The sequence below is a fragment of the Deltaproteobacteria bacterium genome (assembly GCA_035063765.1).
In the GTDB taxonomy this organism is placed as follows: Bacteria; Myxococcota_A; UBA9160; order UBA9160; family PR03; genus CAADGG01.
In genome coordinates, this window is sequence record JAPSFT010000009.1 from 152,742 (window position 1) to 177,835 (window position 25,094).

A 25,094-nucleotide genomic window follows, 5' to 3' on the forward strand; every position below is an offset into this window, starting at 1 on the left:
CTCCTTCGGGGTTGGTCGCGGCTCGCCCTGGCCGCGGGGAACGCCGATCACCGCTCATTCGAGGCGGAACTCGATCGGCACGAGGAACCAGGTGGCGCTCCAGTCGACACCGGGAGGCGACGGAACGAAGCGCCAGCGGCGGACGGCGGCGAGCGCGGCCTCGTCCAGCGACGGGTCGCCGGCCGAGCGGTGCAGGCGCGTGGCGACGACGCGCCCGTCGCGTCCGATCCGGAGCGCGATCTCGGAGCGCCCCTCGCGGCCGGCGCGGCGTGCACGCGCGGGATAGGCGGGAGCGGCTCGCTGCTGGATGCGGGGGAGGGCGGCTCCTCCGCGCGCCCCGTGTTCCCCCGCGGCAGCACCGGGCCATCCGACGTCCATCGGTGTCGATCCAGCGACACCAGGGGCGGGCGGAGGCGCGCCCGGGAGCGGGGAGGGAGCCGCCGCGGCCGGCGGAGGCGCGCCCGGGAGCGGGGAGGGAGCCGCCGCGGCCGGCGCCGGCGCGCCCGGTGTGGCGGGCGAACGCGCGGGCGGCACGGGCCGCGGTGGCGGCCGGGGGGCCTGCATGCGGGGGGATGCCGGGTCCGGCGTGGCGCTGGCGGGCCCTGCCAGCGGTCCGCTCGCGACGGCGGGCGGCGGCTGTGGACTCCCGGCGGCCGGCGCCCGCGTGGGAGGTACGGCGTCCTCCACCCAGGCGACGGCGAGCGGAAGCGGCGGGGTCGCGAGCGGCCGCGGCGGTGCGTGCCCGGCCGCGGCGAGCGTCAGGGCGTGGAGCAGCGCCGAGAGGGCGAGCCAGGGCCGGAGCCGCACCCGCGCGGGCGCCGGCGGGATCGGCGCGCCGCCGGTGCGCGCGATCCGCCGCCGGACACCCGCCTTGCCAGCGTGTCTACCAACACTGGAACGTGTCGATGGCACCCGGCGTTGGGCGCCGGGCAAGCGCAGCTCGTACAGACGCGACTCCAGCGGCGAGACCTCTCGCACGGCGGAATGGCGGGAACGGGCCGGCGGTGGCCGCGCGCAGGAGCGCGGGCGCCGCCGGCGGACCGGGCGGAAGGAGGCGCAGGCGCCGCACGGGGACCGGGCAGCCCTCCGGCACGCAGCCCGGACGCGCCCGAGCACGGCGAGCGAGCTCGCCGCCCCTGGCGCACCGGCGCGCGGCGCGGGCGATCGATCCGGATGTGGACGCCGGCGCTAGGCGGCGAGCGGGACGTGCTCGATGGGATCCGGTGCGGGCTCGGGCAGCCGGAGCGGCGGCGCTGCGGGTGCCCGAGCGGCGCCGAGCGGAACGCCAAGGGACGCGCTCGCCAGCAGGAGCGTGGAGCCGAGCGGGGACGCCAGGCTCGCCGGCCCGTCCTCACAGCCGCACGGGCAGGGTGCGGCCAGGACCGCGAGCGGGCGGCCACACCAGGCATCGGACAGCGATGCCCGTGCGGCGTGCGCGGCATGCGCCGCCGCCGCGTCGGCGACGGCTGCGGGCGCGTGGTCGGCTGCGCGCTCGCCCGCAGCGGGCGGACAGGGGCTTCCGAGCGCTGCTAGGACCGCGAGCGCGACGACGACGCGGAGCGCCTTTCGCCCGGGCTCGACGTAGCGACGGGGGGCCATGCGGCGAAGGAACATAGGCAACGGGTGCTCGTGGTCGAGGCCACGCGCCCGACCTCGGCGTCGTCGCGGGGAGCCGCAGGCCCCAGCGAGAAGAGGTCGCGCAAGCGACACGCGCTGCAGACCCTCGGCGTGTCGCGGGCGCGTCACGCCCGTGTCGGCACGAACCCCTCGCCCAGGGGCGCGGCCGTCTCCGGCACGCTCTTCACCGCGACCTCCGGCGCCAGCAGCTTGTACATCACCGGGGTCACCAGGCGCGCCAGGATCGTCGAGGAGACGAGGCCGCCCATGATCACGATCGCGAGCGGCGAGTAGAGCGGGGAGCCTTCGAGAGCGAGCGGGAGCAGGCCGCCGAGCGCCGTCAGCGTCGTCAGCAGGATCGGGAAGAAGCGCGCCTGCCCGGCGCGTTCGATCGCTTCGTCGAGCTCGACCCCGTCCTCGCGCAGCAGGTTCGTGAAGTCGACCAGCAGGATCGAGTTCTTGACCTCGATGCCGATCAGCGCGATGAAGCCGATCATCGCGGTGAACGAGATCGAGTAGCCGGTGAGCCAGAGTGCGAGGATGCCGCCCGCCACGCCGAGCGGGATCACCGAGGCGACGATCCCGGTGCTCTTGAAGGTGCGGAACTCGAGCACCAGGACGGCGAGCACGCCGAAGGCTGCAATGAGCAGCGCGGCTCCGAAGCCGCCGAAGCTCTCCTGGCGGCTCTCGAGCTCGCCCGCGACCTCCCAGTGCGTACCGGGCTCCCACTCGAGCGCCGCGAGGCGCGCCATCACCTCGCGCGTGACCTTCTCGGTGTTGTAGCCCGAGGCGACGTGCGCGGAGACCGTCGTCACGCGCAGCTTGTCGTGATGCTCGATCTCCGGCGGCGACGCCTCGAGCTCGAGCCGGGCGAGCTGGCGCAGGGGAACCTGCGCGCCCGACGCCGACGCGACGCTGAGGTCGTCGAGCGCCGCGAGGCTCGCGCGCGACCCCTGCGGGAGCGTCATCCGGATCTCGTATTCCTCGCCGGCCGTGTCGCGCAGGCTTCCCGCCACGAGCCCGGCGATCGCGAGCCGGACCGCGTGTTTGATCTCGAGCTCCGGGACGCCCAGGCGCCCGGCCTGCGCGGAGTCGATGCGCACCGCGAGATCCGTCTTGGTGGCACGCAGCGGGTCGTCCACGTAGATCGCGCCGGGCGTCGCCTCGATCACCGCGGCGACCTTCGACGAGAGCGCGCGCAGGCCCGCGAGGTCCTCGTCGAAGACGCGCATCTCGACCGGCGCGTCGATCGGGGGGCCGTTGCGGAACCGCTCGAGGCGCAGCTTGGCACGCGGATAGGCGGCCAGCTCGCGGCGGATCGCGTCGAGCAGGGCGGGCGTCGTCGCGGGCTCGTAGGCGTCTAGCTGCACGAAGAGCTCGCCCACGTGGCTCTTCGGATCCTCGGGCCGCACGTTGTAGTAGACCTGCGGATTGCCGTGCCCCACGTTGGCCGCGACGCGGGAGACCGCCGGGTGGCGCGCGAGCACCGCCTCGGCGAAGCGGACGGCCCGGTCCGTCTCGTCGAGCGAGGCGCCGTCGGGCGCCTCGACCTCGATGCGGAACATCGGGACGTCCGCGTCGGGGAAGAGCGAGAAGCCGATCCGTGGCACCAGGGCGATCGAAGCGATGAAGAAGAGGGCGGCGCCCGCGAGGGTCGCGCGCGGCCAGCCGAGCGCGAGGCGCAGGAGCGGCCGGTAGAGCCATTCGATCGCGCGATGGAAGAGCTGGAAGGCGCGGTTGCCGTGCTCGTCCTGCTCCTGCAGCACGAGGCTGCCGAGGAAGGGGATGATGGTGAGCGAGACGAAGAGCGAGGCGCCCACCGTGTAGAGCACGGCGACCGGCAGGCTGCGCGTGAACTGCCCCGCACCGCCCGGTAGCATGAGCAGCGGCAGGAACGCCAGCATCAGCGTGGCGGTGCAGCCGACGACGGCGATGCCGATCTGCCGGGTGGCCAGGATCGCCGCCTGCTTGCGGCTGTATCCCATGCGCAGGAAGCGCGTCAGGTTCTCGACGACCACGATCGAGTCGTCGACCAGGAGGCCGAGGGCGATCACGAAGCCGACGATGCTCAACTGGTTGATCGAGAAGCCGCTTGCGTGCAGGAGGGCGATGCCGATCGAGAGCGAGAGGGGGATCGAGATCATCACGATCAGGGAGGCGCGCAGCCCGAGCGGCAGGAGCGTCAGGAGCACGAGGCCGATCGCGAGCGCGAAGTCGCGGGTGAGGCCCTCCATGCGGTGCGCGACCTGGATCGACTGGTCGAAGACGAGCTCGAGCTCGATCTCGGGGGGGAGGGTTGCGCGGAACTCCTCGAGCACCACCAGCGCGCGGTCGCGCACGTCGAAGACGATCTGGTTCGGCTTCTGCTCGAGCGTCACGAAGACCGCGCGCCGCCCGTCCACCCGTGCGCGATGCGTCTCCTCGGCCGTCCCCCAGGCGACCCTTGCCACGTCGCCGAGGGTCGTGATCCGCGCGCCGTCGGCCGCGAGCACGGTCTCGCGCACCTCCTCGAGGGTCTCGAAGTGGCCGCCCGCCTCGACGTTGAAGCGCCGGGAGCCGACGTCGACGCCGCCGCCCGGCACGACCGCGTTGTCGCTGCGCAGGGCGTCCAGCACGCGTCCGATCGGGAGGCGCAGCGCCGCGAGGCGCTCGGGGTCGATCTCCACCCGCACCTGCTGCTCGGGATAGGCCCAGGTCTCGATCTCCTTGACGCCGGCCACGGCCTCGAGGCGCTCCTCGAGCCGCTCCGCCTGGCGCTGCAGCTCGCGCCAGGACGCGGTCTCGGAGAGCAGGGCGAGCTGGAGGACGGCGACGTTGGTCGTCTCGATCTTGTTCACCTCGAGGCGCTCGAGGTTCGCGGGCAGGTCGGCGCGCGCGGCGTTCACCTCGCGCACGACCTCCTCGTACTTGCGGGCGGTGTCGGCGTCGGCCTCGAACTCGACGACCGTGAGCGAGACGCCGTCCTCGGCCCTGGAGGAGAGCTCCTTCAGGTCGTCGAGCTCGGAGAGGCGGTCCTCGAGCGGGTCCACGACGAGCTGCTCCATGTCCGCGGGGGCCGCACCGGGATGGAGCGCGACGACCGTGAAGATCGGGATCGGGAAGGCGGGGTCCTCGGCGCGGGGAATCGTGCGCAGCGAGTTCCAGCCGAGCGCCACCAGCAGGGCGAAGAGGACCAGCGTGAACTGCGGCCGCGCGACCGCAGCCTCTGCGATCTTCACGGCAGGCTCGCGACGTCGGCCGGGAGGGTGCGCACGCGCGCGCCGTCGCGCAGCCAGGCCGCGCCGTCGGTCACCACCGCGTCCACCTCGAGGCCCGCGCGCAGCGCGGCCTCGTCGCCGCGCAGGAAGGCGAGGCGCACCGGGATGCGGCGCGCGACGTCGCCGTCGAGCGCGTAGACGGCGCCGCGGTCGCCGTCGCCCTCGAGGAAGGCCTCGATCGGAATCCAGACGACGGGCTCGCGGGCACCGGGCGCGATCTCGACGCGCGCGTGCATTCCCGAGAGCAGCCGCAGGTCGCCCGGCTCGACGGCGATCTCGACGTCGAAGGTGCCCGTGGCGGGCGAGGCGGCGGCGGCGATCTGCGCGACGCGGCCCGGGAGCGCGCGCTCCGGCCAGGCGGCGGCACGCACCTGCGCGGGATCGCCGAGCGCGACGCGCACGGCGTCGCGGTCGGCAAGGCCGACGCGCACCACCCAGCCCTCGCCGGCGCTCTTGAAGCGCAGGATCGGCTGGCCCGGCTGCACGGTCTCGTTCGGCTCGGCTTCGCGGCCGAGGATCACGCCGTCGGAGGGCGCGACGATGGCGGCGTGCGTCTCCTCGAAGCGCGCCATGGTGAGATCGGCACGCGCGACGTCGAGCGCAGTCTGCGAGTCCTGGAGGCGCTGCAGGGTGCCGACGCCTTCGTCGTGGAGGGTGCGGGCGCGGGCGAGGTCGCGCTCGGCCTTCTCGACGGCGCGGCGGGCCTGCGTCGCACGGGCGGAGGCCTCGTCCGGCTTCAGCGTCGCGAGCCGCTGCCCCGTGACGACGCGCGCGCCCTCGTCGACGTCGATGCGGTCGATCACGCCGAGCATCTTGAAGGCGAGCTCGGTCTCCTCCTTGCCGACCAGGAGGCCGCTCGCCCGCACCGGCTCGGCCGCCTCGGCGCGGCGCACGGGCGCGGTCCGCACGGGCACGGCGTCGTCGGCGACGGCCGTCGGCGCGGGTGGACGGCAGCCGGAGAGCGCCGCGAGGCCGGCGATCAGGAGGAGGGGCGGGGTGCCCCCGAGGAGGGCGCGCGCCCGAGCGTTCGGCTTGTGCATGTCACGGTCCTCTTCTCCGCGGCGAGCGTCGCGTCCCGGGGCGCGCGGAGGGACGTCTCTGCTCGTGCGTCATGGCGGCGTGCAAGAGCCACCGGTAGGCCTCGGTGACGAGCGCGGGAAGCGACTCGTCGGGAATCATCACGGTGCGGCCGCGCAGCAGGAGCGACGCGATCCCGTGGACGTTCGACCAGAGCGCGAACGACACGGCTTCGGCGTCACCGCGCGGAATCACGCCGGCGTCCATGCCGGCGCGGACGGCGCTGCGCAGGAACTCGTAGGTCTCGATCCCGACCTGCCAGTGCTCCTGTTCCTGGATCCGCTGCTTCGTGTTGCTCATGATGAACATGAGCTCGTAGAAGTGCGGGTTCTCGATCGCGAAGCGCAGGTAGATCTCGCCGACCCGCAGCAGGCGCTCGCGCGGCGGGAGCGAGGACGTCCCCTGCATCGCCTCGCGCAGGCACGTGAAGCCGGTCTCGAGCAGCGCGTAGAGGATCTCGTCCTTGTCCTCGAAGTAGGCGTAGAGCGCGCCGGGCGTGTAGCCGACGGCGTCCGCGATCCGGCGCATCGAGGTCTGCTCGAAGCCCTCCTCGACGAAGAGGCGCATGGCGGCGTCGCAGATGCGCTGGCGCGTCTCGGCGCGCGCCCGCGCGCGGCGCTCGTGCCGGAGGGCGGCGGGCGCCAGGGGCGTCGCGGGCATCGGAGCGGCCGGGGCAGTCGGCATTGAACACCGTTCAGGAGAATGAACGGTGTTTACTATCGCCCGTTCGCAGCGTCAACTGGAGCGTAAAGTGGAGCCCCGCGGGGAATGCTCCTCGCTCGCACGGTCCACCATGCTCATCCCGTCGTTCGAGGTCGCGTCCGGTGCAGGCACGTCCGGTACGGGGGGCGTCGGCGTCGCCCGGCGCGAGGCGCAGCGCACGACTCCTGGTCGCGTGCGTGTCGTCGGTGCTGGTGATGGCGGTGCGCTCGAGGATCTCGGCGTCGTCGAGCCCGGCCGCGCGGGGTCGCGTTGCCGTGCCGCGAGAGGACGAACCTGCTGCTGCGCGCATCGCCCGCGAGCAGCTTCCCGAGGTTGCCGAGCGGCGGTGAGATCCTGCGCCTCGCGCTTCGCTGGAACACGAAGCCCCGGAGGCCGTGGCAGGGCGCGCGCGCCGATCACGGCGCAGTCCCCCTCGGAGCGCCCGCGCAACGGAACGCGCAACGCGACGGGCTGCCGCCTGGCCAAGGCCGGGGTTCCGCGCCACGATCGGGCCCGACCGGCCTGCTCGGTCGTACGCACGGGAGCCTTCCCTGACCGGAGACATCGACACACGAGCATGTACCAGGTCCTGGCTGGAGGGGGCGAGGCGCTTCCGCCGGTGGTCGAGCGGGTGGCGGTACGGCCGCTCGGCAGGGTCCGAATGACCGGCGTGATCCTGGTCCTCAATGCCGGCTCGTCGAGCATCAAGTTCACCGAGTACCTCGCCGGGGCGGAAGGTGCCCTCGAGGCGCGGGTGGAGGGACACCTCGAGGAGCTCCAGGGCCGGGCGCGTTTCCTGGCCCGCGACGCACGGGGGCGGGTGGTGGGCGAGCACCGCTTCGCCGAGCCCCCGCGGCACGCCGGTGCGCTCACGTTCCTCTTCGACTGGATCCGCTCGCACGCCGGCGAGCCCGCGCTGGTCGCGGTCGGGCACCGCGTGGTACACGGCGGCCCCGGCTACTCCGCGCCCGTGCGTGTCGACGAGCGCGTGCTCGCGCGGCTCGAGGAGCTCGTGCCGCTCGCCCCCCTGCACCAGCCGCACAATCTCCTCCCCATCCGGACCATCGCGGCCCGCCACCCGGGACTCCCGCAGGTCGCCTGCTTCGACACGGCCTTCCACGGCAGCGCGGCGCCGCTGGCTCGGGCCTTCGCGCTGCCGGCCTGGATCACCGACCGCGGCGTCTGCCGCTACGGCTTCCACGGCCTCTCCTACGAGTACGTCGCGAGCGTCCTCCCGGAGCACGATCGGGTCGCGGGGGCGGGCAGGACGGTGGTGCTGCACCTCGGCAACGGCGCGAGCATGTGCGCGATGGAGCACGGGCGGAGCGTCGCGACCTCGATGGGTTTCAGCGCCCTCGACGGCCTCCCGATGGGCACGCGCCCGGGCAGCCTCGATCCCGGCGTGGTCCTGTATCTCGTGCAGGAGCTCGGGATGGACGCCGGCCGGCTCGAGGCGCTGCTCTACCACGAGTCCGGCCTCCTCGGCGTCTCGGGCGTGTCGAGCGACATGCGCGAGCTGCTCGCGAGCGCGGATCCGCGCGCGAAGCTCGCGATCGACCTCTTCGTGTACCGGATCGGCCGCGAGCTCGGCTCCCTGGCGGCCGCGCTCGGCGGGCTCGACGCGATCGTGTTCACCGCCGGCATCGGCGAGCACGCCGCGGAGATCCGGGCGGCCGTCTGCCGGCAGGCCGCGTGGCTGGGCGTCGAGCTCGACGCCGAGGCCAACGCCGCGCACGGCCCGCGCATCAGCACCGCCGCGAGCCGCGTCGCCGCGTGGGTGATCCCCACCGACGAGGAGCTGATGATCGCCCGCCACACCCGTGCGCTGGTGGCGTGATCCGCCGGGCGCGCAGACGAGGAGCAGGACCATGCAGACGATCCACAGCGACGACGCACCGAAGGCCATCGGGCCCTACTGCCAGGCGATCCTCCACGGAGGGCTCGTCTACTGCTCGGGCCAGATCCCGCTCGATCCGGCGACGATGAAGGTCGTGGAGGGTCCGATCGAGGTGCAGACCGAGCGGGTCCTCGCGAACCTGGGCGCCGTCCTCCGGGCGGCGGGCAGCGACCCGTCGAGGGTCCTGAAGACCACCGTCTTCCTGGCCGACCTCGCGGACTTCCCGGGGATGAACGCGGTGTACGAACGGGTGTTCGCGGGCCACACCCCGGCACGCTCCACCGTCCAGGTCGCGCGCCTGCCGCTCGACGTGCGCGTCGAGATCGAGTGCATCGCCGCCACCAGCCGATAACGGGACTGCGAGGCGCTCGACCGGCCCCGGGCCTCCCTGGTCAGGGGCGCCGGCGACGTCGGGGGGAGGGGCGGGGAGTCGGGCGGGAGGCCGGGCGAACGGTCGCACGCCGGCGCGCGGCGGTCTTGCGCAGGGCGGCCGGGAGGCGGGCCGAGGGATGCTCGGCGCCCCGTTGGACACTCGCGAGTGTCGTGGTCGCACTCCACTCGCGGAAGGCGGTGGCGAGCGCCGAACGCGATTCGTGGAGCGGGCAGGGGTGTGTCTCGTCGCAGGCGCCCCACCCGAAGGCGCAGCGGTCGCCCGTCGGATAGGCGTCGACGGCGGCGAGCACGTCGCGGAAGCGGATCTCCTCGGGAGGCCGCGCGAGCGCGAACCCGCCCCCGCGCCCCTTCTGGGACACGAGGAGCCCCGCGAGCACGAGCCGCCGGAGGATCTTCGCGAGGTAATGGGGGGGAACCCCGCTGCCCTCGGAGAGCTCGCGCGCCAGGACGGGCTCGGCCGGCTGGACCAGCGCCAGCCAGGCCATCGCGCGCAGCGCGTACTCGGCCGTCTGGGACAGGAAGCGATGCATGCGGGGATTCCTGACTTCGGGGAATTCGTGACTTCGGGGAATTCGTGACTGCGGGTCGCACCCGACCCCGTTCCGTTCCTCCCCGAGCCGAGGTGTGGGACGGCCGTGCGGGCTATCGTAGACACGCCGGATAAAAAGAGCTAGAAGTCTTTTTATCGTTCCGGGGGGCCTCCGGCAGGATGACGCGGCGCGGGTTGGATCTCGAACAGCTCCTGTCGGACCGGCCCTGCGCGCGGCGCTGGCTCGTCCTGTCGCTCGCCGTGCTGGTGCTGGCGGGCCTGTTCGCGCTGGCGGTCGTGATCGGCCGCATGCCGCCCTTCGACCGCTTCGTGACGGACCCCCTGTTCTTCAAGCGCTGCCTCGTCGCGCACGTGAACATGGCGCTGGTCGCCTGGTTCTACTCCTTCCTCGCCGCCCTGCTCCTGCTCCTGCTCCCGCGCGCCGGGGCACCGCGCGGGCCCGTGCGGCACTCGGCGTCGATCGCGGCCGCGGGCGTGGCGCTCCAGATGCTCGGGGCGGGCGTCCCCGACGCGCAGCCCCTGCTCGCGAACTACGTCCCGACCATCGACCACTGGCTGTTCCAGGCCGGTCAGCTCGTCTTCGCCGCCGGGGTCCTCGCGAGCCTGCTCGGGCCCCACGTGCTGCCCTGGCAGGGTGCGGAGGAGCCCGTACGCGCGCCGGCGGCGGTGCACGGCCTGCGGGCGGCCGCCGCGGCTCTCCTCCTCGCGACAGCGACCTTCGCGGTCGCGGCGGCGAGCCAGCCGGCCGACCTCGCGCCCGAGGCGCACTTCGAGCACCTGGTCTGGGGGCTCGGCCACGTGCTCCAGCTCGCCTGCGCGCTCGCGATGGTGGTGGTCTGGCTGCTGCTCCTCGAGTCGGCGACCGGCACGCCGCCGGTGAGCGCGAGCGCTGCGGCCGGCCTGTTCGGCGCGTCGCTCGCGCCGTGGGCGATCGCGCCGCTCCTCGCCGCGCAGGGGAACGGGCACGCGGGCTTCACGCTCCTCATGCAGCTCGGCATCGCTCCCACGGTGTGCATCTTCCTCGTGCTCTGCGCCGGCGCGCTGCGCCGCGCGCGGCGCGAAGGCCGTCTCGGCGAGCAGGGCCTCGCGGATCCGCGCATCGTCGGCTTCGCGGTGAGCGCCGCCCTCTCGCTCCTCGGCTTCGGGATCGGCGCGGCGATCCGTGGCTCGAGCACGATGGTGCCGGCCCACTACCACGCCTCGGTCGGCGCCGTCACGGTGGCGTTCATGACCGCCTGCTGCGCGCTGCTCGGCGTGCTCGCGCCGAGCGCCCCGCGCGCGCTGCGCCGCGCCGCCGCCTGGCAGCCGCCGCTCTACGGGGGCGGCATGCTGCTCTTCGCGGCGGGCTTCGCCCTGGCAGGCGCGCACGGGATGGGCCGCAAGCTCTACGGCGCCGAGCAGGCGACGCGGAGCTTCGCCGAGAGCGTCGGCCTCGTGGTGATGGGCGCGGGCGGATTCGTAGCCGTCGCCGGAGGCGTGCTCTTCCTGGTCCTCGGCGCGGCCGCCGTCTGGCGCCGCTCGACGCAGCGCACGCGTGCTCTCCCGCCGGCCCTCGCGCCGGCGACCTGGAGGTGAAGGCATGAAGTCCGACGAGGAGCCCCGCAAGCACCCGATCCAGCGCCTCATGGACAACGTCTGGTGGCTGCTGGTCCTGGGCTGCGTGATCCCGACCGTTTCCTACACGCTCTGGGCGTGGATCGACGTGCTGCTCGTGCCGCCGGCGACGTTGCCCTGAGCGGCAGAGGGGAAGACGATGAGCATCCAGTCACCGGCCGCCGGCTGGTTCAAGGCGCCCAGCGGGTCCGAGCGCGTCTGGATCGGCATCGCGATGGCGTGGTGCATCGTGATGACGATCGCGATGCCCTACTGGCTCTTCTTCGGCAAGCAGAACAGCACCGGCGAGGCCTATCGCGTGACCCCGGCGGACTTCGCGGCACGCGTCGGAACCTTCGTCGAGAGCCACAAGGTGGGCGAGCTCCAGGGCGTGCCGATCGTCGAGCCGGCGCCGGGCGGGGACGCCTACCTGCTGGCGCGCATGTGGCAGTGGTTCCCGGTGCTGAAGCTCCGCAAGGGCCAGACCTACCGCGTCCACATCTCGTCGATGGACCTCCAGCACGGCTTCTCGCTGCAGCCCCTGAACATGAACTTCCAGGTCCTGCCGACCTACGACCACGTGCTGACGCTCACGCCCACGAGCGCCGGCGAATTCACGATCGTCTGCAACGAATTCTGCGGGATCGGCCATCACCTGATGACGGGCCGGATCCTGGTCGAGGAGTAGATCCCGTGAGCTCCATCACCGTCAGCGGCGGCATTCCGGATCGCGCACCCGCGGGCAACCACGCGCCGGGGGCGGTCCGCACCTGCGCCACCACCGGCCTGTCCATCTGCGAGGTGTCGTCGCGCTTCGTGCGCTGGCACGCCGTCGCCGCCGTGGTCTTCCTGCTGATCGGCGGCAGCGCGGCGATCCTGCTCGCCCTGACGCGCTGGCCGGCCGTGCACCTGCTGAGCGCGCCCTGGTACTACCGCGTGCTGACGCTGCACGGCCTCAACATGCTGATCTTCTGGATCCTGAACTTCGAGGTCGCGCTGCTCTACTTCGTCGGTACCACGCTCCTGAAGAGCCGGCTCTACTCGAAGACGCTCGCGTGGGTGGGCTTCCTCATGATGGTTGCCGGCGCCATCGTCGTCGACGTCGCGATCTTCCAGGGCAAGAGCGACGTGCTGATGACCTCCTACGTCCCGCTGCTCGCGGCTCCGGCGTTCTACCTGGGCCTCATCCTGGTGGCGGTCGGCTGCCTGATCAGCGTCATCAACTACTTCGGCACCGTCTACATCGCCAAGCGCGACCACACCTACGAGGGCTCGGTGCCGCTCGTGGTCTTCGGCGCCCACGCCGCGGCGATCATCGCGGTGCTGACGCTGCTCCACGCCGCGGCCGCGATCGTCCCGGCCTTCCTGTGGTCGATCCACCTGATCGACGTCCCCGACCCCTCCTGGTACCGCTCGACCTGGTGGGGCCTCGGGCACATGTCGCAGCAGGTGAACGTCTGCGCGATGGTGTCGGTCTGGTACTTCATCGGCGCCCTCACGGTGGGCGCGAAGCCGCTCTCGGAGTCGGTCTGCCGCGGCGCCTTCCTGCTCTACATCCTCTTCATCAACGTCGCGTCCGCGCACCACCTGCTCACCGACCCGGGCGTCAGCGCAGCCTGGAAGATCTGGAACACCTCGTACGCGATGTACCTCGCGGTGCTCGCGTCGATGATCCACGGCTTCACGGTGCCGGCCTCGGTCGAGGTGGCGATGCGCGGCAAGGGCTTCCGGCGCGGGGTCTTCGGCTGGCTCACGGCCGCACCCTGGAGCAATCCGGCCTTCTCGGGCTTCCTCCTGTCGCTCGTGATCTTCGGCTTCGGCGGCGGGATCACCGGGGTGGTGCTCGGCACCCAGCAGATCAACATCATGGCGCACAACACGCTGCGCATTCCCGGCCACTTCCACGTCACGGTCGTGGGCGGCACGACGCTCGCCTTCATGGCGGTCACCTACTACATCGTGCCGCTGGTCTTCCAGCGCGAGTTCGTGGCCCGCGCGCTCTGCCGCATCCAGCCGTGGATCTTCGGGATCGGGATCACCGTGTTCGCGACCGGCATGTCCTTCGCCGGCTCCTACGGCGTCCCGCGCCGCCACTGGGACGTCGAGTTCAGCGGCGCCCAGTTCGCGACCGGCTTCGACTCGGGCGCGCACGTGATGCTCGGCATCATGGGGGTCGGGGGCGTGATCGCGGCCACGGGTCTCTTCCTCTTCATCGGCCTCGTCGTCGCGACGGTCTTCTTCGGCCGCTCGAACGCGGGCCGCGCGATGACGCCCTGGCACGTCGAGCGCAGCTCCGGGGAGGTGGCGCGTCACGACACGGATCACGAGGAGCACCACACCCCGGGGACGCTCGTGCTGACGGGCGTCTTCCTGCTGAGCTTCGTCGTCTACTACTTCGCGAACTGGAAGTGGCTGTCGGACGTCTGGCAGGTCCGGTAGGGCGGAGCCGGGACGAAAGGAGCAACGAGGTGGCGAGCGTCTCGGCAGAGGACGCGACGCGGGAGTTCCTGGGAGGCGCCGGCTTTCCGGTCTTCGCAGTGACCCTGCTCGCGCTCGTCGGTGCGGGCATGGTGGCGATCCTCGTCGTGCCGTCGGGGGAAGGCGGCCTCGGCGCCTTCGCCGACGAGTTCCGCCGCTGGTGCTTCGGCTGGGACCCGGCGACCGGCCGCTACGACCTGGCGCTCAGCTTCGTGATGCTCTCGCCGCCCTGGATGCTGGCCGCCATGATCGCCGCGCTCTGGTGGCAGCCGCTCCGGCAGGCGTTCGCGCGCCCGGCGCGGCTCGCCCGTCCGGCCGGCGCGGCTGCGCTGGTGGTGGCGGCGATCGCCGGGAGCTTCGCCTGGCTGGCACCCGCGGCGCCCGCCGGCGAGATCGCGTTCCCGGCGCGCGAGCTGCGGACGGCGCACCCGGCCCCCTCCCTGCAGCTCACGAACCAGGCCGGGGAGCCCGTCGACCTGGCCGCGCTGCGCGGCAAGGTGGTGATGCTGACGGCGGTCTACGCCTCGTGCGGTCACACCTGTCCCGCGATCCTCACCCAGGCGCGGGGTGCGATCGAGGCGCTGCCGGCTGCACAGCGCGAGGACCTGCGGGTCGTGGCCGTGACGATCGACCCGGCGCACGACTCGCCGGCCGTCCTTGCCGAGCTGGCGGGAAGGCACGCGCTCGAGCGACCGCTCTACCAGCTCGTCACCGGGCCCCCGCCCGAGGTGGAGCGCGTGCTCGACCAGATGGAGGTCGCGCGCGTGCGCGACCCGGAGACGGGCGTGATCGATCACGCGAACCTCTTCCTGCTGCTCGACCGCGAGGGCCGTGTCGCCTACCGCCTGACGCTCGGTGAGCGGCAGCAGCGCTGGCTCGCGGACGCCCTCGGCGTGCTCCTCGAGGAGCCGTCGCATGACGGCTGAGCCGCTCGAGCCGCTGCGCGTCGAGCGCAGCGCGAAGCCCGTAACCCCGATCACGCTGGCTCCCCCGACCTCGCTCGAGCCCGGGGTCCGCGCCGACGGGCTCCTGCGCCGCGGCGAGCGCCTCTTCCAGCTCCTCGACGCCGCCCTCGGGCGCTTCCTCCCGGTGGCCTGGAACCCCTTCCTCCACACGGGCGCCGTCGCGATCACCTCGCTCGCCGTCGCCACGGTGAGCGGGATCCTGCTCCTGCTCTGGTACCAGCCGAGCGTGCACGGGGCCTACGCCTCGGTCGCGGCGATGGGGGAAGCGCCGCTCACGGCGGGCCTCGTGCGATCGCTGCACCGCTACAGCTCGGACGCGGCGATGCTCTTCATCCTCGTCCACGCGCTGCGCATCGTCTTCGAGCGCCGCTTCGGCGGCGCGCGCTGGCTCGCCTGGGTGACGGGGATCGCCGGACTCGGCCTCCTCTGGCTGATCGGCTGGACCGGCTACTGGCTCGTGTGGGACGTGCGCGCGCAGCACATCGCGCTCGGCTCGGCGCGCCTGCTCGACGTGCTGCCGATCTTCGTCGACCCGATGGGCCGGTCGTTCCTGACCGACGAGGGCGTCAACTCGCTCCTCTTCTTCGTCGTCTTCTTCATCCACATGCTGCTTCCGCTCGGGCTCGCCGTCGCGCTCTGGCTGCACATCACGCGCCTCTCCCGGCCGCGCTTCCTCACGAACCGCCCGCTCACCGTCTGGCTGCTCGCCTCGCTGGTGCTGGTCTCGCTCGCGAGCCCGGCCACGAACGCAGCGCGGGCCCGGATGACGGAGGCCTCCCCCGGCTTCGCGATGGACTGGTGGTACCTGGCGCCGCTCGCGCTGACCGACCGCCTGGGCGGGGGCGCGCTCTGGGCGCTGTTGCTGGTGGGCGGAGCGATCACCTTCTCCTTCCCCTGGTGGATGCGCCGGCGGCGCCTGCCGAAGGCCTTCGTGACCACGTCGCGCTGCAACGCCTGCCGGCAGTGCTTCGAGGACTGCCCGTACAACGCGATCTCGATGGTGCCCCGCACGGACGGCAAGCCCTTCCCCGAGCAGGCGGAGGTGGACCCCGCCAAGTGCGTGTCGTGCGGGATCTGCATCGCCTCCTGCTCGACGATCGGCACCGACCTCGAGGGCTTCGGGCTGACGCCCCTGCGGCGCCGGCTCGAAGCCTGGGTGCGCGAGGCGACCGAGGCCGGGAGCCCCGTCCACGTGCTCTTCGCGTGCGCCGAGTCGAGCGCCGACGACCTCGGGGTGGACCCCGAGACGGGTACCTGCGCGGCGTTGCCCGGCTGGCGCGTGCTGGCGGTGCCGTGCACCGGCTGGGTGCACTCGCTCACCGTCGAGCGCGTGCTGCGGCGCGGGGCGCTGGGCGTCGCGATCGCGGGCTGCGCCGCCGGCTCGTGCCACTTCCGCGAAGGCGACGAGTGGCTGCTGCAGCGCCTCGCCGGGGTGCGTGCCGTCGAAGTCTCGCCCGAGGTCGCGGAGAGCGGGCGCGTGCTGATCGCGCCGCTCGCGGGGCTGCGCGGCCGCGCCCTGGTCCGGGCGCTCGAGCGCTTCGCGGGACGCGAGACGGTGGTGGCGGCGCCGCCGCCGCGCCGCCCGCTCGTGGCGGCGGCGGCCACCGTGCTGGGTCTCGCGGTCGCCGCCGTGCTCGGCACGGTGGCAGACCTCGGCTACGCGGCACCCGGCATCGACGGCTCCGAGCTGGTCGTGAGCTTCAAGCACCCCGGCGCCGTGAGCGAGCACTGCCGCACGCTCTCGCCCGAGGAGCTCGAAGCGCTGCCCGTGCACATGCGGCGGCCGGAGGTCTGCGACCGCGCGCGCGCCGACGTGCGGCTGCACGTCTCCGTCGACGGCAAGCCCGTGCTGGACGGCCGCTACCCGCCGAGCGGCATCTGGGGCGACGGCAACAGCGTCGCGGTCGAGCACATCCCGATGACCCCCGGCGAGCATCACGTGACGGTGGCGATCGGCGACACGCACGATCCCGAGGCCTGGGCCTTCCAGATCGAAGAGACGCTCGGCTTCGGCGAGAACGCGCGGCGGGTACTGACCTTCGACCGCCTCGCCGGCTTCCGGTGGCACTGAGGATGGCATCGCCGGCGTCCTCGCCGCGGATCCCGGCGGGCGCGCTCGCAGCCCCGCTCGGGCGGGCCGCCGACTTCCTGGCGCTCACGCGCCCGCGCATCGTGCTCGCGGTGGCGCTGACCGCGCCGGCCGGGCTGCTCCTCGGCGGCGCCCCGCACCCGGCCCCGGGGCTCCTGCTCGGCGTCCTCGCGGGCACCGTGCTGCTCGGGGGCGGCTCGGGCGCGCTGAATGCCTGGTGGGAGCGCGAGCGCGACGCCCGGATGCGACGGACCTGCGAGCGCCCGCTCCCGACGGGCCGGCTCGAGCCCCACGAGGCCCTGGTCTTCGGGCTCGTGACCTCGGCGACGGGCCTCGCGGCGCTCGGCCTGGCGGGCGGCGGGCTCGCGGCCGTGCTCGGGCTCGCGACCCTCGTCCACTACCTCGGCGTCTACACGCTGTGGCTCAAGCCGCGCTCGCACTGGAGCACGGTGGCCGGCGGGGTGGCCGGCGCGGCGGCGCCGCTGATCGCCGACGCGGCGGCCGACGGTGCGATCGGGCCCTGGGGCCTCGTGCTCTTCGCGATCGTCTTCACCTGGCAGCCGCCGCACGTGTGGGCGATCGCGCTCTACCGCCGCGACGAGTACGCCGCGGCGGGCTTCCCGATGCTGCCGGCCGTGAAGGGGGCCCGCGTCGCGCGCCGGCACATGCTCGGGTGGGCGCTCGTGCTCGTGGCGGTGACGCTGCTGCCTTGCCTCGGCGGTGTCGCCGGGCCGTGGTACGCGCTGGCGGCCCTCGCGGCCGGGGCCTTCTTCGTGGCGCGGATCGCCGCGGCCATCTGCGCCTGCGACCCGGCCGCCGACCGGCGCGCCTTCCGCGCCTCGCTCGTGCAGCTCGCCGTGGTCTTCGCCGCGCTCCTTGCCGACCTCCTGATCTGAGCCGGCGCGCCCGATCAGCGCCAACCGCGCGGATTGCTTCGCACCTCCTCGGTCATCGCGTCGAGCGCGCTGCGCAGGCGCGCCGCCTCCTCGGGGTGGCGCCTCACGAGGTTGTGGGCCTCCTCGTCGAGGCGCAGGTCCGAGAGGTGCGGCTTGCTGCGCAGCTCCTGGCCGGTCTCGCGCCGGTACTTGAAGCGCCCGTCGCGCACGGCGTCCGGCGCGGCGCCGATCGCCGGGAAGTAGAAGAGGAAGCGCTCCGGAACCGGTGCGCCGCCGAGCCAGACGGGCCCGATGTCCGCGCCGTCGACGATCCGGTCGCGCGGCAGGGAGAGCCCGGCCAGCGCGAGCAGAGTCGGGAAGAGGTCGATGTTCATCGCCGGGGTGTCGGTCACCGCGCCCGCCGCGATCCGGCCCGGCCAGCGCACCAGCAGGGGCACCCGCATGCCGCCCTCGTAGGTCTCCTGCTTGCGCCCGCGCAGCCCGCCCGGGCTGCCCTCGTAGTCGGGGCCGTTGTCGCTCGTCACGATCACGAGCGTGCGCTGCGCGAGGCCGAGGCGGTCGAGGGCCGCGAGCACCGCGCCCGTGCTGCGGTCGAGGTCCTCGACGAGGTCGCCGTAGGGACCACCCTCCGATCCGCCCGCGTGCGCGGGGTCCGGGAAGTGCGGGACGTGGGGGGCGTTGTGCGCGAGGTAGAGCAGGAAGGGCTCGTCCCGATGGCGCTCGAGGAAGGCGACCGCCTCCTCGGTGTAGCGGCGCCCGAGGAGGCGCTGGTCCACGCCGCGCGGCTCGCGCTCGCCGTCCTCGTCGAAGAAGCCGAGCGGGGAGAAGTCCGTCTCGTCGCGCGTCTCGATCGCGCGGTTGCGGTAGAGGTGGAGCGGCTGCATGTCGTTGCTCCAGAGCACCCCGTAGTACTCGGCGAAGCCGAAGTCGTTCGGCAGGTGCCCCGGGATCCCGCCGAGGTGCCACTTCCCGACCATGCCCGTCGCGTAGCCCGCGGCCGCGAGCGCCTCGGGCAGGAGGATCTCGTCGCGCGGCAGCTCGTTCGCGGCGCCGAGCATCTTGCGCACGGTCGCCGCCAGGCTCTCCTCGGGGAAGAAGACGTGCTGGTGGGTGCGCGAGCGCACGGGATAGCGGCCCGAGAGGAGGGCCGCGCGCGACGGCGTGCAGACCGGGGAGGCCGCGTAGAAGCGGGTCATGCGGAGCCCCTCGGCGGCGATCCGGTCGATCGAGGGCGTCCGGATCAGGCGGTTGCCCTGGACCGAGAGGTCGCCCTGGCCGAGGTCGTCGAACAGGATCACCACGAAGCTCGGTGCCGTCTCCGGGTCGACGCGCGGCAGGGAGGCCAGGTAGGCGGCCTTCGCGGCGGCATGGACGGGCTCGGTCGGCCGGTAGAGCCAGGAGACCCACGCGAGACGCAGGAGCAGCGCCACCCCGATCAGGCCGAAGGCTCCGATCCCGACGAACCCGACCCCGCTCGCGAGCCGCCGCAGCCAGCGCATGGCCCGATCCTACCCGAGCCGGGGCAGATGCGACGCCTCAGCGGCGACCCGTGCCCGGGTCGGCGAGCGGCTCGCCGAAGGACCAGATCCGCAGGTGATCGACGAAGAGCGTCTGGTCCTGGTCGAGGTCCAGGAAGCTGGTGCCGATGCCGTCCGGGGTGACCTCGAGCCGGTAGTTGTCGATCCACGCCACGAAGCCGAGGGGGTCGGCGGGGGCGGCGCTCGTGGCGGCCAGCGGCCGGTCGTCGACCGTGAAGGTGACACCGGACGGCGTCCACACGATCCCGTAGCGATGCCACCGGCGCAGGTCGGTGGGGAGCGCCTGGAGGAAGACGGGCTGGCCGCGGTCGAAGACCGTCGCGGCCAGGATGCCGAAGCCGAGGCTCTCGGGGGAGATCGAGAGGAACCAGGCGTTGGTCATCGCATCCGGCGCCCCGGGGCCTCCGCGCCCCAGGTTCCAGAAGCCGAAGCCGCGCGTCCCGCGCCCGCCGTCGCTGTCGAGCCCGTTCGAGTCCGAGGCCCGCGCGCGCAGCTCGAGCCGCAGCCCCGGGCCCCAGGGGAAGCCGCGCTCGGGGCCGCGGCGATAGTCGTTGATCTCGGCATCCGAGTAGGCGCCGGCGTGGCTCGCGCCGGTGACGGTGAAGGCCGCGCTGCCGCCCGCGAGCGCGTGGGTGCCGGTGCCGTTCTGGTACCACTCCCAGTAGGATCCCTCGTCCTCGAAGGCGTCGTCGATCACGAGCTGCGCGGGGTGCTCGCGCGGCGTGGCGAGCTCGAGGTCGCAGTCGTTCTCGGGGTTGCCGTCCGTCTCGACGGTCGCGGCGCAGGCGAAGAAGAGGACGGGCTCGCCCTCGGCGAGGCCGCCGCTCGGCGCCTTCCAGCGGAAGAAGGCGAGGGTGGAGCGCCCGGGTGCGAGCTCGATCGGCCGGACGCGGATCGGCTCCGCGGGGCCCAGGTCCGCGCCGCCTGCCGAGCGTGCGAGCAGCTCGACGCCCGTGACGTGGACGGGGAGCGGGCCCGGGTTGCGGATCCGCACGCGCAGGAAGGTCCGGAACCGGTGGCGCCGAGGAAGGATCCGAGGCGCCCGGAGATCCACGGCGACGTCGTAGACCTCGAGCGGGATCGGGTCGACCGGGACCGGGTCGATCGGGATCTGCGCCCGCGCGCTCCCGGCGGCGAGGCCGAGCAGCAGCACGGTGGGGAGGAGCAGCGCAGGCCCGCGCATCGGGTGATTCTCTCATGGCCCCGGCGATCGGCGCAAGGGTGGCGATCGCGCGTGCGGCGAGCTCAGGCGCGGGCGGAGCGCGCCCTGCGGGCTCGACAGGCTCCGAGCGCCAGCAGCGCCACGAGCGGAGCCGCAGCGGGCTCGGGCGCATGGAAGATCTGGCTGCCGGTCTCGCCGGAGCGCCGCCACACGACGACCGGACCGACCGGCGGCACGGAGCGGAAGCCGAGCACCGCGGTGCCGTCGAGCTCGGCGTCGTCGGTGATCGGTGTCACCACCGCCCCGTCGATCTCGAAGAAGGCGATGTCGAACTGCGACACCGGATGGGGGAAGATGCGCTGGAAGACCATCCAGCCGCCCGAGATCGCTTCGAGGGCGGTATACGGCGAGCCGGCCAGGAACGGATCGGACGCCGGGAGCCCGAGGACGTTCGCGGGGTCGCCATTGCACTGGGTGCAGTAGAGGAGCGCGAGCGGCCCCGTCGCCTCCCAGGCGATCGCGGCCTGCTCGTAGAGGAAGAAGCCCGTTGCGTAGCTGGTGACCTGTGGGAAGTAGTGGCTCCGTCCCGCCACAGGGGTGATCGTGGTCGTGCTGCCGCTCCACGCCAGGATCCGGGAGGAGCCGCCGGCATAGGTGGTCCAGGAGACGACGGGGTAGGTCCCCGCAAGGCCCCGCACCGCCGTCACGGTGGGGCGCTCGTCCGGGACCGCGTCGTCCGTGAGCCGCTGCGGGGTGCTCTCGGGGCTGCTCGCGTCGAGGAGCCAGACCTCGCTGGCGTCCTCCTCCCCCTCCTGCCAGACGACGTAGTCGCCGTCGAGGTGGGGGTAGGAGGCGTTCGACCCGACGACGCGGGCGGTGTCCGCGACCCGGTCGTGCACCACCACCTGGCCGCCGCGAAGCCAGACGACGCGCGTCGCGGAGATCAGCGGACAGGCGTAGAAGACGGAGTCGACGCCGGCCGCGGAGAGGACCGTCTCGCCGGCGTCGAGGTCGCGCAGCACCACCTGCCCCGCGCCGATCCCGCGCCGGAAGACCACGTCGCGGCCATGGATCGCGACGCACTCGTCCTCGACGGCGTTGTCCGTGATCGCCTGGGCCGGCCCGGAGCCGTTCGCGTCGTGGACCCAGATCTCGCAGGTCAGGGGATCCCATTCGTCGATCGGATCCGGCACGCACGAGACCCAGCCCGCCACGGCGCCGCTCATCGTGAGCGAGTTCTTGGTGAGGGCGTTGGCCGTGAGCGGGCGCATGGGGAAGTCGTAGGCGTGCGACACCCCCGCGAGCAACCCACCTGCCGCCAGCACGAGAAGGAAGCGACCCGCTTGCATCACGATCTCCTTGGTTCCGGCCCGGCCCGGGGCCGGCATCGCGCCGGCCGGAGGATCAACGGCTCGCCCGCCAGGGATCCCAGCCCGCGGCGAGCGGCGGGAGCCGGGCCGGGTCCCCGATGCGCTCGCCGGCGCGCAGCAGGGCGAGGAGATCCGTCTCGAGGACCGCGCCCGCCGCGACGACGCCGCTGCGCAGCACGTTGGCGATGCCATGGCCCGAAGGGGTGCTCGCCCCGGCCAGGAAGAGCCCGCCGATCTCGGTCTCGGGACCGATCCGCAGCGGGCCGATCTGGTCGAGTGCCGGCTCGATGCCGTAGGAGGTGCCACCCGTCGAGCGCGTGAAGCGCTCCTGGGTCACCGGCGTCGCGGACTCCTTCCACACCACGTGCTTCGCGAGCCCGGGGATCACGCCGTCGGCGATCCCGATCAGTCGCTCGACCAGCTCCGCCTTGCGGCGGCGGTACTCGCGATCGAGGTGGTAGCGGTTGTTGCCCGCCTCGTGGGGGCCCTGCCCGACGTTCCACAGCGCGTACTCGCGCGGGACGAGGGTCATGATCTGGAGGTTCGTGTGCCCCTTCGGCGCGAGGTGGGGATTGCCGGGGTCCTTCAGCGACGCCGCCGTCACGTAGGCGAGCGGCGTCGTGCTCATCTGCCCGCTCTCGAGCTCCTGGTAGATGCCCTCGATGTCCGTGCTGCCCCAGATCCAGTAGTTCGTGTTCGGCACGCCGAGGCTGGCGAGGTCGACGTCGAGGTCGAGGTAGCTCGCGAAGAGCGGCAGCGTCATCCGGAAGCCCCGCACGCGGCCGGCCGTCTCCGGGCGCAGGTGCTCGGCGCCCACCAGCTCGAGGAGTGTCCGCTTCAGGTCGGCGTTCGAGACCACGACGGGCGCCTCGATCCGCTCTCCGTTTCGCTCGAGGACGACGCCGCGGACGCGCCCGCCTTCGATCTCGATGCGCGACACCGCCGTGCGCACACGCACCTCGCCCCCGAAGGCCCGGATCGCCTCGACGAGGCGTGCCGCCAGGACCTGGCCCCCGCCTTCGGGGTAGAAGGCGCCGCGCATGTAATGGTCGGTGAGGCCGGCCGCCAGGAAGCAGGGCGTCTTCGAGGGGCGCACGCCGTAGTCGCCCTGCTCGCCGAGCAGCACCGCCTGCGCGCGCTGCGAGAGGCCGTGCGCGGCGAACAGCTCCGTCACCGGCCGCAGCGCCCAGCGCGCCACGTTCGGCGCCGACGCGAAGATCTCGCCGGCGGCCGCCTCGCGGTTCTGCAGCCTCCGTCCCTGCTCGCCGAGCTCGCGCAGGAGGTCGACGCTGCGGCCGAGCGCCTCGCGCTCCTCGGGAAAGGCCTCGAGCAGGCGCGCCTTGTAGCGGTCCCAGCCGACCGGCACCCGGAAGCGGAAGCCGGGGAAGACGAGCGTCGAGAAGCCGTCGGGGTCGAGCGGCCGGAAGACGACGCGCTCGGCGAGCCCGAGACCGTCGAGGACGCGCGTGATCACGCCGTCGCGCCCACACTCTCCGATGTAGTGGATACCGACGTCGAACTCGTATTCGTCGCCGCGTACGCGGCGACGGAAGACCTGCGAGTTGCCGCCGGCGACGGAGTGCGCCTCCAGCACGAGCGTGCGCCGGCCCGCGGCGCACAGGTACGCGGCACACGCGAGCCCACCGAGGCCCGAGCCGATCACGACGGCGTCCCAGCCCTGGCGCGGTGCGGCCGAAGCGGCGGTCACGAGTGGATCCCCTTCCGGTCCGGTGGGCCGGCGACAGCGTCCCTCCCCGGCGCGGCGCCGGCAAGGCCCCCGCGAGTCCCGCCGGCCGGCGACGGCCGGCGGAGCGGCGGGTGGCCGTCCGGACCCGGTCCGGGTCGCCGCACCTCTCAAGCCAGGCCCCCGGCGTGCCGAGGCGACGCCGGGGGTGGGGGTCCATGCACTCGATCTGGCTGATCGCCGGCGCACTGGCGCTCTTCGCGCTCTGGATGCTCGAGGTGGACGGGCGCTGGCTCGCCGCCGGCGCGGTGGCGTGGCTCGGGCTCGCCTTCAACTCCGTGATCCACGCCCGCAACGCGGCGGAGACGGCGCTCGCGAGCGTCGGCGTCATGCTGAAGAAGCGCTTCGACCTGATCCCGAACCTGGTCGACACCGTGCAGCGCTACGTCGAGCACGAAGCGGATCTGCTGGCGGAGCTGGTGCGCCTGCGCGCGCAGGCGGTACAGCTTCCGCCCGAGCAGGCGGCCGCCGTCGACGGCCAGATCGGTCCGGCCGTGAGCCGGATCCTCGCGACCGCCGAGAGCCACCCCGAGCTCGAGGCGAGCGAGACCTTCCAGCAGCTCCAGCGCTCGCTGAACGAGGTCGAGGAGCAGATCTCGGCAGCCCGGCGCAGCTACAACATGGCGGTCAAGGGCTACAACGACGTGGTCCGGATGTTCCCGACCAACCTCCTGGCGCTCGTCCTGGGCTACCGGGAGCGGCCGTACTTCGAGGTGCCCGCGGGCCACGACGCAACGCCCGAGGTGATGGCGCGCTTCCGGGCCCACCAGCGCTCCTGAGCCATGCGCTCGCCCGAGGAGTTCGAGGCGTTCCTGCGCGGCGAGCTCGCGGGCCTGCTCGCGGACGTGGAGCGCGAGCGCCAGGCGGTAGGCGCACGCAGGCAGGCAGCCCGGCTGCCGGCGCCCTGGAAGCTCGGGATCGGCGCCGCCGGCGTGGCCCTCGGTACGTGGGTGGGGAGCTTCGAGCTGGTCGTGCTCGGGATCGTGCTGCCCTTCGCGATCGACGCCCTGCGGATGCTGCGCGTTCCCGACACCGCCACCCCCCGCATCCGCCAGGAGGTGCTGCGGCGGGCCGTCGAGTTCTGGGACCCGAGCTTCCGCTATCTCCCGAAGGGCTCGATCACGCGCGCCGAGTTCGACGCGAGCCGCCTCTTCGAAGGGGAGCCGATCCATCGCTTCCGCGGCGAGGACCTGGTGCAGGGCCGCCACGGGGCCACGGCCTTCCGCTTCTCGGAGCTGCGGGCGGTGCGGGTGCGCCGGCGCGGCAAACGGGTGGAGGAGGTCCCCGTCTTCCACGGCCTCTTCTTCGTCGCCGACTTCCCCAAGCACTTCGGCGGCACGACGCTCGTGCTGCCCGACCGGGCCGAGCGGCGCCTCGGAGCCTTCGGCCGCTCGCTCCAGGCGCTCGACGGGGTCTCCGGGCTGCGCCTCGTGCAGCTCGAGGACCCCGGCTTCGAGCGCGCCTTCGCCGTCTACGCGAGCGACGACACGGAGGCCCGCTACCTGCTCTCGCCCTCGCTCATGGAGCGCCTCCGGCGCTTCCACGAGAACACGGGCTCGCAGCTCCGCGTGAGCCTCTGCAGCGGGCGCGTGGCGATCGCGATCCCGCTCGCGACCGACTTCTTCGCCGTCGACACCGCCGCTCCGCTCGAGGCCTCGACCCTGCGCCGCTGGATGGGCGAGCTGCACTTCGCGACCGGCATCGTGGACGAGCTCGACCTCGACACGCGCATCTGGTCGAAGCCCCCCGCCGCCTAGGCCGGACCG

The 25,094-nt window shown here is 73.3% G+C and carries 21 protein-coding genes; 11 read left to right on the forward strand and 10 right to left on the reverse strand.

From position 1 onward, the window contains the following. Window positions 1–54 precede the first annotated feature (54 nt). From OZ948_09350 to OZ948_09370, 5 genes are all read right to left on the reverse strand, one after another. The gene (locus tag OZ948_09350; GenBank protein ID MEB2344935.1) at window positions 55–378 is read right to left on the reverse strand and encodes an energy transducer TonB; all 324 of its coding nucleotides are present in this window, start codon (window positions 376–378) and stop codon (window positions 55–57) included. Window positions 379–1,188: 810 nt separating this feature from the next. Further along, window positions 1,189–1,599 (reverse strand): hypothetical protein, encoded by a 411-nt coding sequence (locus tag OZ948_09355; GenBank protein MEB2344936.1) that lies wholly within the window; start codon window positions 1,597–1,599, stop codon window positions 1,189–1,191. Between the two features lie 143 nt (window positions 1,600–1,742). Continuing rightward, window positions 1,743–4,835, reverse strand: coding sequence for an efflux RND transporter permease subunit (locus OZ948_09360; GenBank protein ID MEB2344937.1), 3,093 nt, complete (start codon window positions 4,833–4,835; stop codon window positions 1,743–1,745). After that, on the reverse strand, window positions 4,832–5,914 hold the full coding sequence (locus OZ948_09365; GenBank protein ID MEB2344938.1) for an efflux RND transporter periplasmic adaptor subunit: 1,083 nt from the start codon (window positions 5,912–5,914) through the stop codon (window positions 4,832–4,834). The genes OZ948_09360 and OZ948_09365 overlap by 4 nt, the downstream gene beginning before the upstream one ends. A 1-nt stretch (window position 5,915) precedes the next feature. Next, entirely contained in the window at window positions 5,916–6,611 is a 696-nt protein-coding gene (locus OZ948_09370; GenBank protein MEB2344939.1) for a TetR/AcrR family transcriptional regulator, read from the reverse strand. Window positions 6,612–7,314: 703 nt separating this feature from the next. Between OZ948_09370 and OZ948_09375 the strand changes: the two genes are divergently transcribed. Next, window positions 7,315–8,490, forward strand: a complete 1,176-nt coding sequence (locus tag OZ948_09375) for an acetate/propionate family kinase (GenBank protein MEB2344940.1) — start codon at window positions 7,315–7,317, stop codon at window positions 8,488–8,490. 31 nt (window positions 8,491–8,521) lie between these two features. Continuing rightward, a complete protein-coding gene (locus OZ948_09380) occupies window positions 8,522–8,902 on the forward strand; it encodes a RidA family protein (protein ID MEB2344941.1) in 381 nt (126 codons plus the stop codon). Window positions 8,903–8,942: 40 nt separating this feature from the next. Here OZ948_09380 and OZ948_09385 read toward each other — a convergent pair whose 3' ends face one another. Further along, window positions 8,943–9,473 carry an Rrf2 family transcriptional regulator gene (locus tag OZ948_09385; GenBank protein MEB2344942.1) on the reverse strand — a complete coding sequence of 177 codons (531 nt, stop codon included), beginning with the start codon at window positions 9,471–9,473 and terminating at the stop codon, window positions 8,943–8,945. A 194-nt stretch (window positions 9,474–9,667) separates the two neighbouring features. Here OZ948_09385 and OZ948_09390 point away from each other — a divergent pair, with 194 nt between their 5' ends. The 7 genes from OZ948_09390 to cyoE are packed head-to-tail and all read left to right on the forward strand — an operon-like array spanning window position 9,668 to window position 17,514. Beyond that, window positions 9,668–11,068: a cbb3-type cytochrome c oxidase subunit I gene (locus tag OZ948_09390; GenBank protein MEB2344943.1), complete on the forward strand. Its 1,401-nt coding sequence runs from the start codon at window positions 9,668–9,670 to the stop codon at window positions 11,066–11,068. 4 nt (window positions 11,069–11,072) lie between these two features. Continuing rightward, window positions 11,073–11,228, forward strand: coding sequence for a hypothetical protein (locus OZ948_09395; protein MEB2344944.1), 156 nt, complete (start codon window positions 11,073–11,075; stop codon window positions 11,226–11,228). An 18-nt stretch (window positions 11,229–11,246) separates the two neighbouring features. Then, window positions 11,247–11,774 carry a cytochrome C oxidase subunit II gene (locus tag OZ948_09400; GenBank protein MEB2344945.1) on the forward strand — a complete coding sequence of 176 codons (528 nt, stop codon included), beginning with the start codon at window positions 11,247–11,249 and terminating at the stop codon, window positions 11,772–11,774. A gap of 5 nt (window positions 11,775–11,779) precedes the next feature. Beyond that, on the forward strand, window positions 11,780–13,525 hold the full coding sequence (locus OZ948_09405; GenBank protein MEB2344946.1) for a cbb3-type cytochrome c oxidase subunit I: 1,746 nt from the start codon (window positions 11,780–11,782) through the stop codon (window positions 13,523–13,525). Between the two features lie 29 nt (window positions 13,526–13,554). Next, complete coding sequence (locus tag OZ948_09410) at window positions 13,555–14,490, forward strand: SCO family protein (GenBank protein MEB2344947.1); 936 nt, start codon at window positions 13,555–13,557, stop codon at window positions 14,488–14,490. Further along, complete coding sequence (locus tag OZ948_09415; protein MEB2344948.1) at window positions 14,480–16,600, forward strand: hydrogenase iron-sulfur subunit; 2,121 nt, start codon at window positions 14,480–14,482, stop codon at window positions 16,598–16,600. The genes OZ948_09410 and OZ948_09415 overlap by 11 nt, the downstream gene beginning before the upstream one ends. Window positions 16,601–16,602: 2 nt before the next feature. Then, complete coding sequence (gene cyoE, locus OZ948_09420; protein MEB2344949.1) at window positions 16,603–17,514, forward strand: heme o synthase; 912 nt, start codon at window positions 16,603–16,605, stop codon at window positions 17,512–17,514. Between the two features lie 14 nt (window positions 17,515–17,528). Here the strand turns inward: cyoE and OZ948_09425 are convergent, their stop codons facing one another. The 4 genes from OZ948_09425 to OZ948_09440 form a co-directional block, all read right to left on the reverse strand. After that, a complete protein-coding gene (locus tag OZ948_09425) occupies window positions 17,529–19,013 on the reverse strand; it encodes a sulfatase (protein MEB2344950.1) in 1,485 nt (494 codons plus the stop codon). 37 nt (window positions 19,014–19,050) lie between these two features. Beyond that, window positions 19,051–20,235, reverse strand: a complete 1,185-nt coding sequence (locus tag OZ948_09430) for a hypothetical protein (GenBank protein MEB2344951.1) — start codon at window positions 20,233–20,235, stop codon at window positions 19,051–19,053. A 62-nt stretch (window positions 20,236–20,297) separates the two neighbouring features. Continuing rightward, complete coding sequence (locus tag OZ948_09435; protein MEB2344952.1) at window positions 20,298–21,563, reverse strand: hypothetical protein; 1,266 nt, start codon at window positions 21,561–21,563, stop codon at window positions 20,298–20,300. Window positions 21,564–21,618: 55 nt separating this feature from the next. Beyond that, window positions 21,619–23,292, reverse strand: a complete 1,674-nt coding sequence (locus OZ948_09440) for an NAD(P)/FAD-dependent oxidoreductase (GenBank protein MEB2344953.1) — start codon at window positions 23,290–23,292, stop codon at window positions 21,619–21,621. Window positions 23,293–23,486: 194 nt separating this feature from the next. Between OZ948_09440 and OZ948_09445 the strand changes: the two genes are divergently transcribed. Continuing rightward, window positions 23,487–24,107: a LemA family protein gene (locus OZ948_09445; protein ID MEB2344954.1), complete on the forward strand. Its 621-nt coding sequence runs from the start codon at window positions 23,487–23,489 to the stop codon at window positions 24,105–24,107. A gap of 3 nt (window positions 24,108–24,110) precedes the next feature. After that, on the forward strand, window positions 24,111–25,085 hold the full coding sequence (locus OZ948_09450) for a DUF3137 domain-containing protein (protein MEB2344955.1): 975 nt from the start codon (window positions 24,111–24,113) through the stop codon (window positions 25,083–25,085). The last annotated feature ends 9 nt before the right edge of the window (window positions 25,086–25,094 follow it).

Coding starts and splice junctions, on each gene's coding strand:
- OZ948_09350 (MEB2344935.1), bottom strand. CDS start 378: ATGGACGTCGGATGGCCCGGTGCTGCCGCGGGGGAACACGGGGCGCGC.
- OZ948_09355 (MEB2344936.1), bottom strand. CDS start 1,599: ATGGCCCCCCGTCGCTACGTCGAGCCCGGGCGAAAGGCGCTCCGCGTC.
- OZ948_09365 (MEB2344938.1), bottom strand. CDS start 5,914: ATGCACAAGCCGAACGCTCGGGCGCGCGCCCTCCTCGGGGGCACCCCG.
- OZ948_09370 (MEB2344939.1), bottom strand. CDS start 6,611: ATGCCCGCGACGCCCCTGGCGCCCGCCGCCCTCCGGCACGAGCGCCGC.
- OZ948_09375 (MEB2344940.1), top strand. CDS start 7,315: ATGACCGGCGTGATCCTGGTCCTCAATGCCGGCTCGTCGAGCATCAAG.
- OZ948_09380 (MEB2344941.1), top strand. CDS start 8,522: ATGCAGACGATCCACAGCGACGACGCACCGAAGGCCATCGGGCCCTAC.
- OZ948_09385 (MEB2344942.1), bottom strand. CDS start 9,473: ATGCATCGCTTCCTGTCCCAGACGGCCGAGTACGCGCTGCGCGCGATG.
- OZ948_09395 (MEB2344944.1), top strand. CDS start 11,073: ATGAAGTCCGACGAGGAGCCCCGCAAGCACCCGATCCAGCGCCTCATG.
- OZ948_09400 (MEB2344945.1), top strand. CDS start 11,247: ATGAGCATCCAGTCACCGGCCGCCGGCTGGTTCAAGGCGCCCAGCGGG.
- OZ948_09415 (MEB2344948.1), top strand. CDS start 14,480: ATGACGGCTGAGCCGCTCGAGCCGCTGCGCGTCGAGCGCAGCGCGAAG.
- cyoE (MEB2344949.1), top strand. CDS start 16,603: ATGGCATCGCCGGCGTCCTCGCCGCGGATCCCGGCGGGCGCGCTCGCA.
- OZ948_09425 (MEB2344950.1), bottom strand. CDS start 19,013: ATGCGCTGGCTGCGGCGGCTCGCGAGCGGGGTCGGGTTCGTCGGGATC.
- OZ948_09430 (MEB2344951.1), bottom strand. CDS start 20,235: ATGCGCGGGCCTGCGCTGCTCCTCCCCACCGTGCTGCTGCTCGGCCTC.
- OZ948_09435 (MEB2344952.1), bottom strand. CDS start 21,563: ATGCAAGCGGGTCGCTTCCTTCTCGTGCTGGCGGCAGGTGGGTTGCTC.
- OZ948_09445 (MEB2344954.1), top strand. CDS start 23,487: ATGCACTCGATCTGGCTGATCGCCGGCGCACTGGCGCTCTTCGCGCTC.
- OZ948_09450 (MEB2344955.1), top strand. CDS start 24,111: ATGCGCTCGCCCGAGGAGTTCGAGGCGTTCCTGCGCGGCGAGCTCGCG.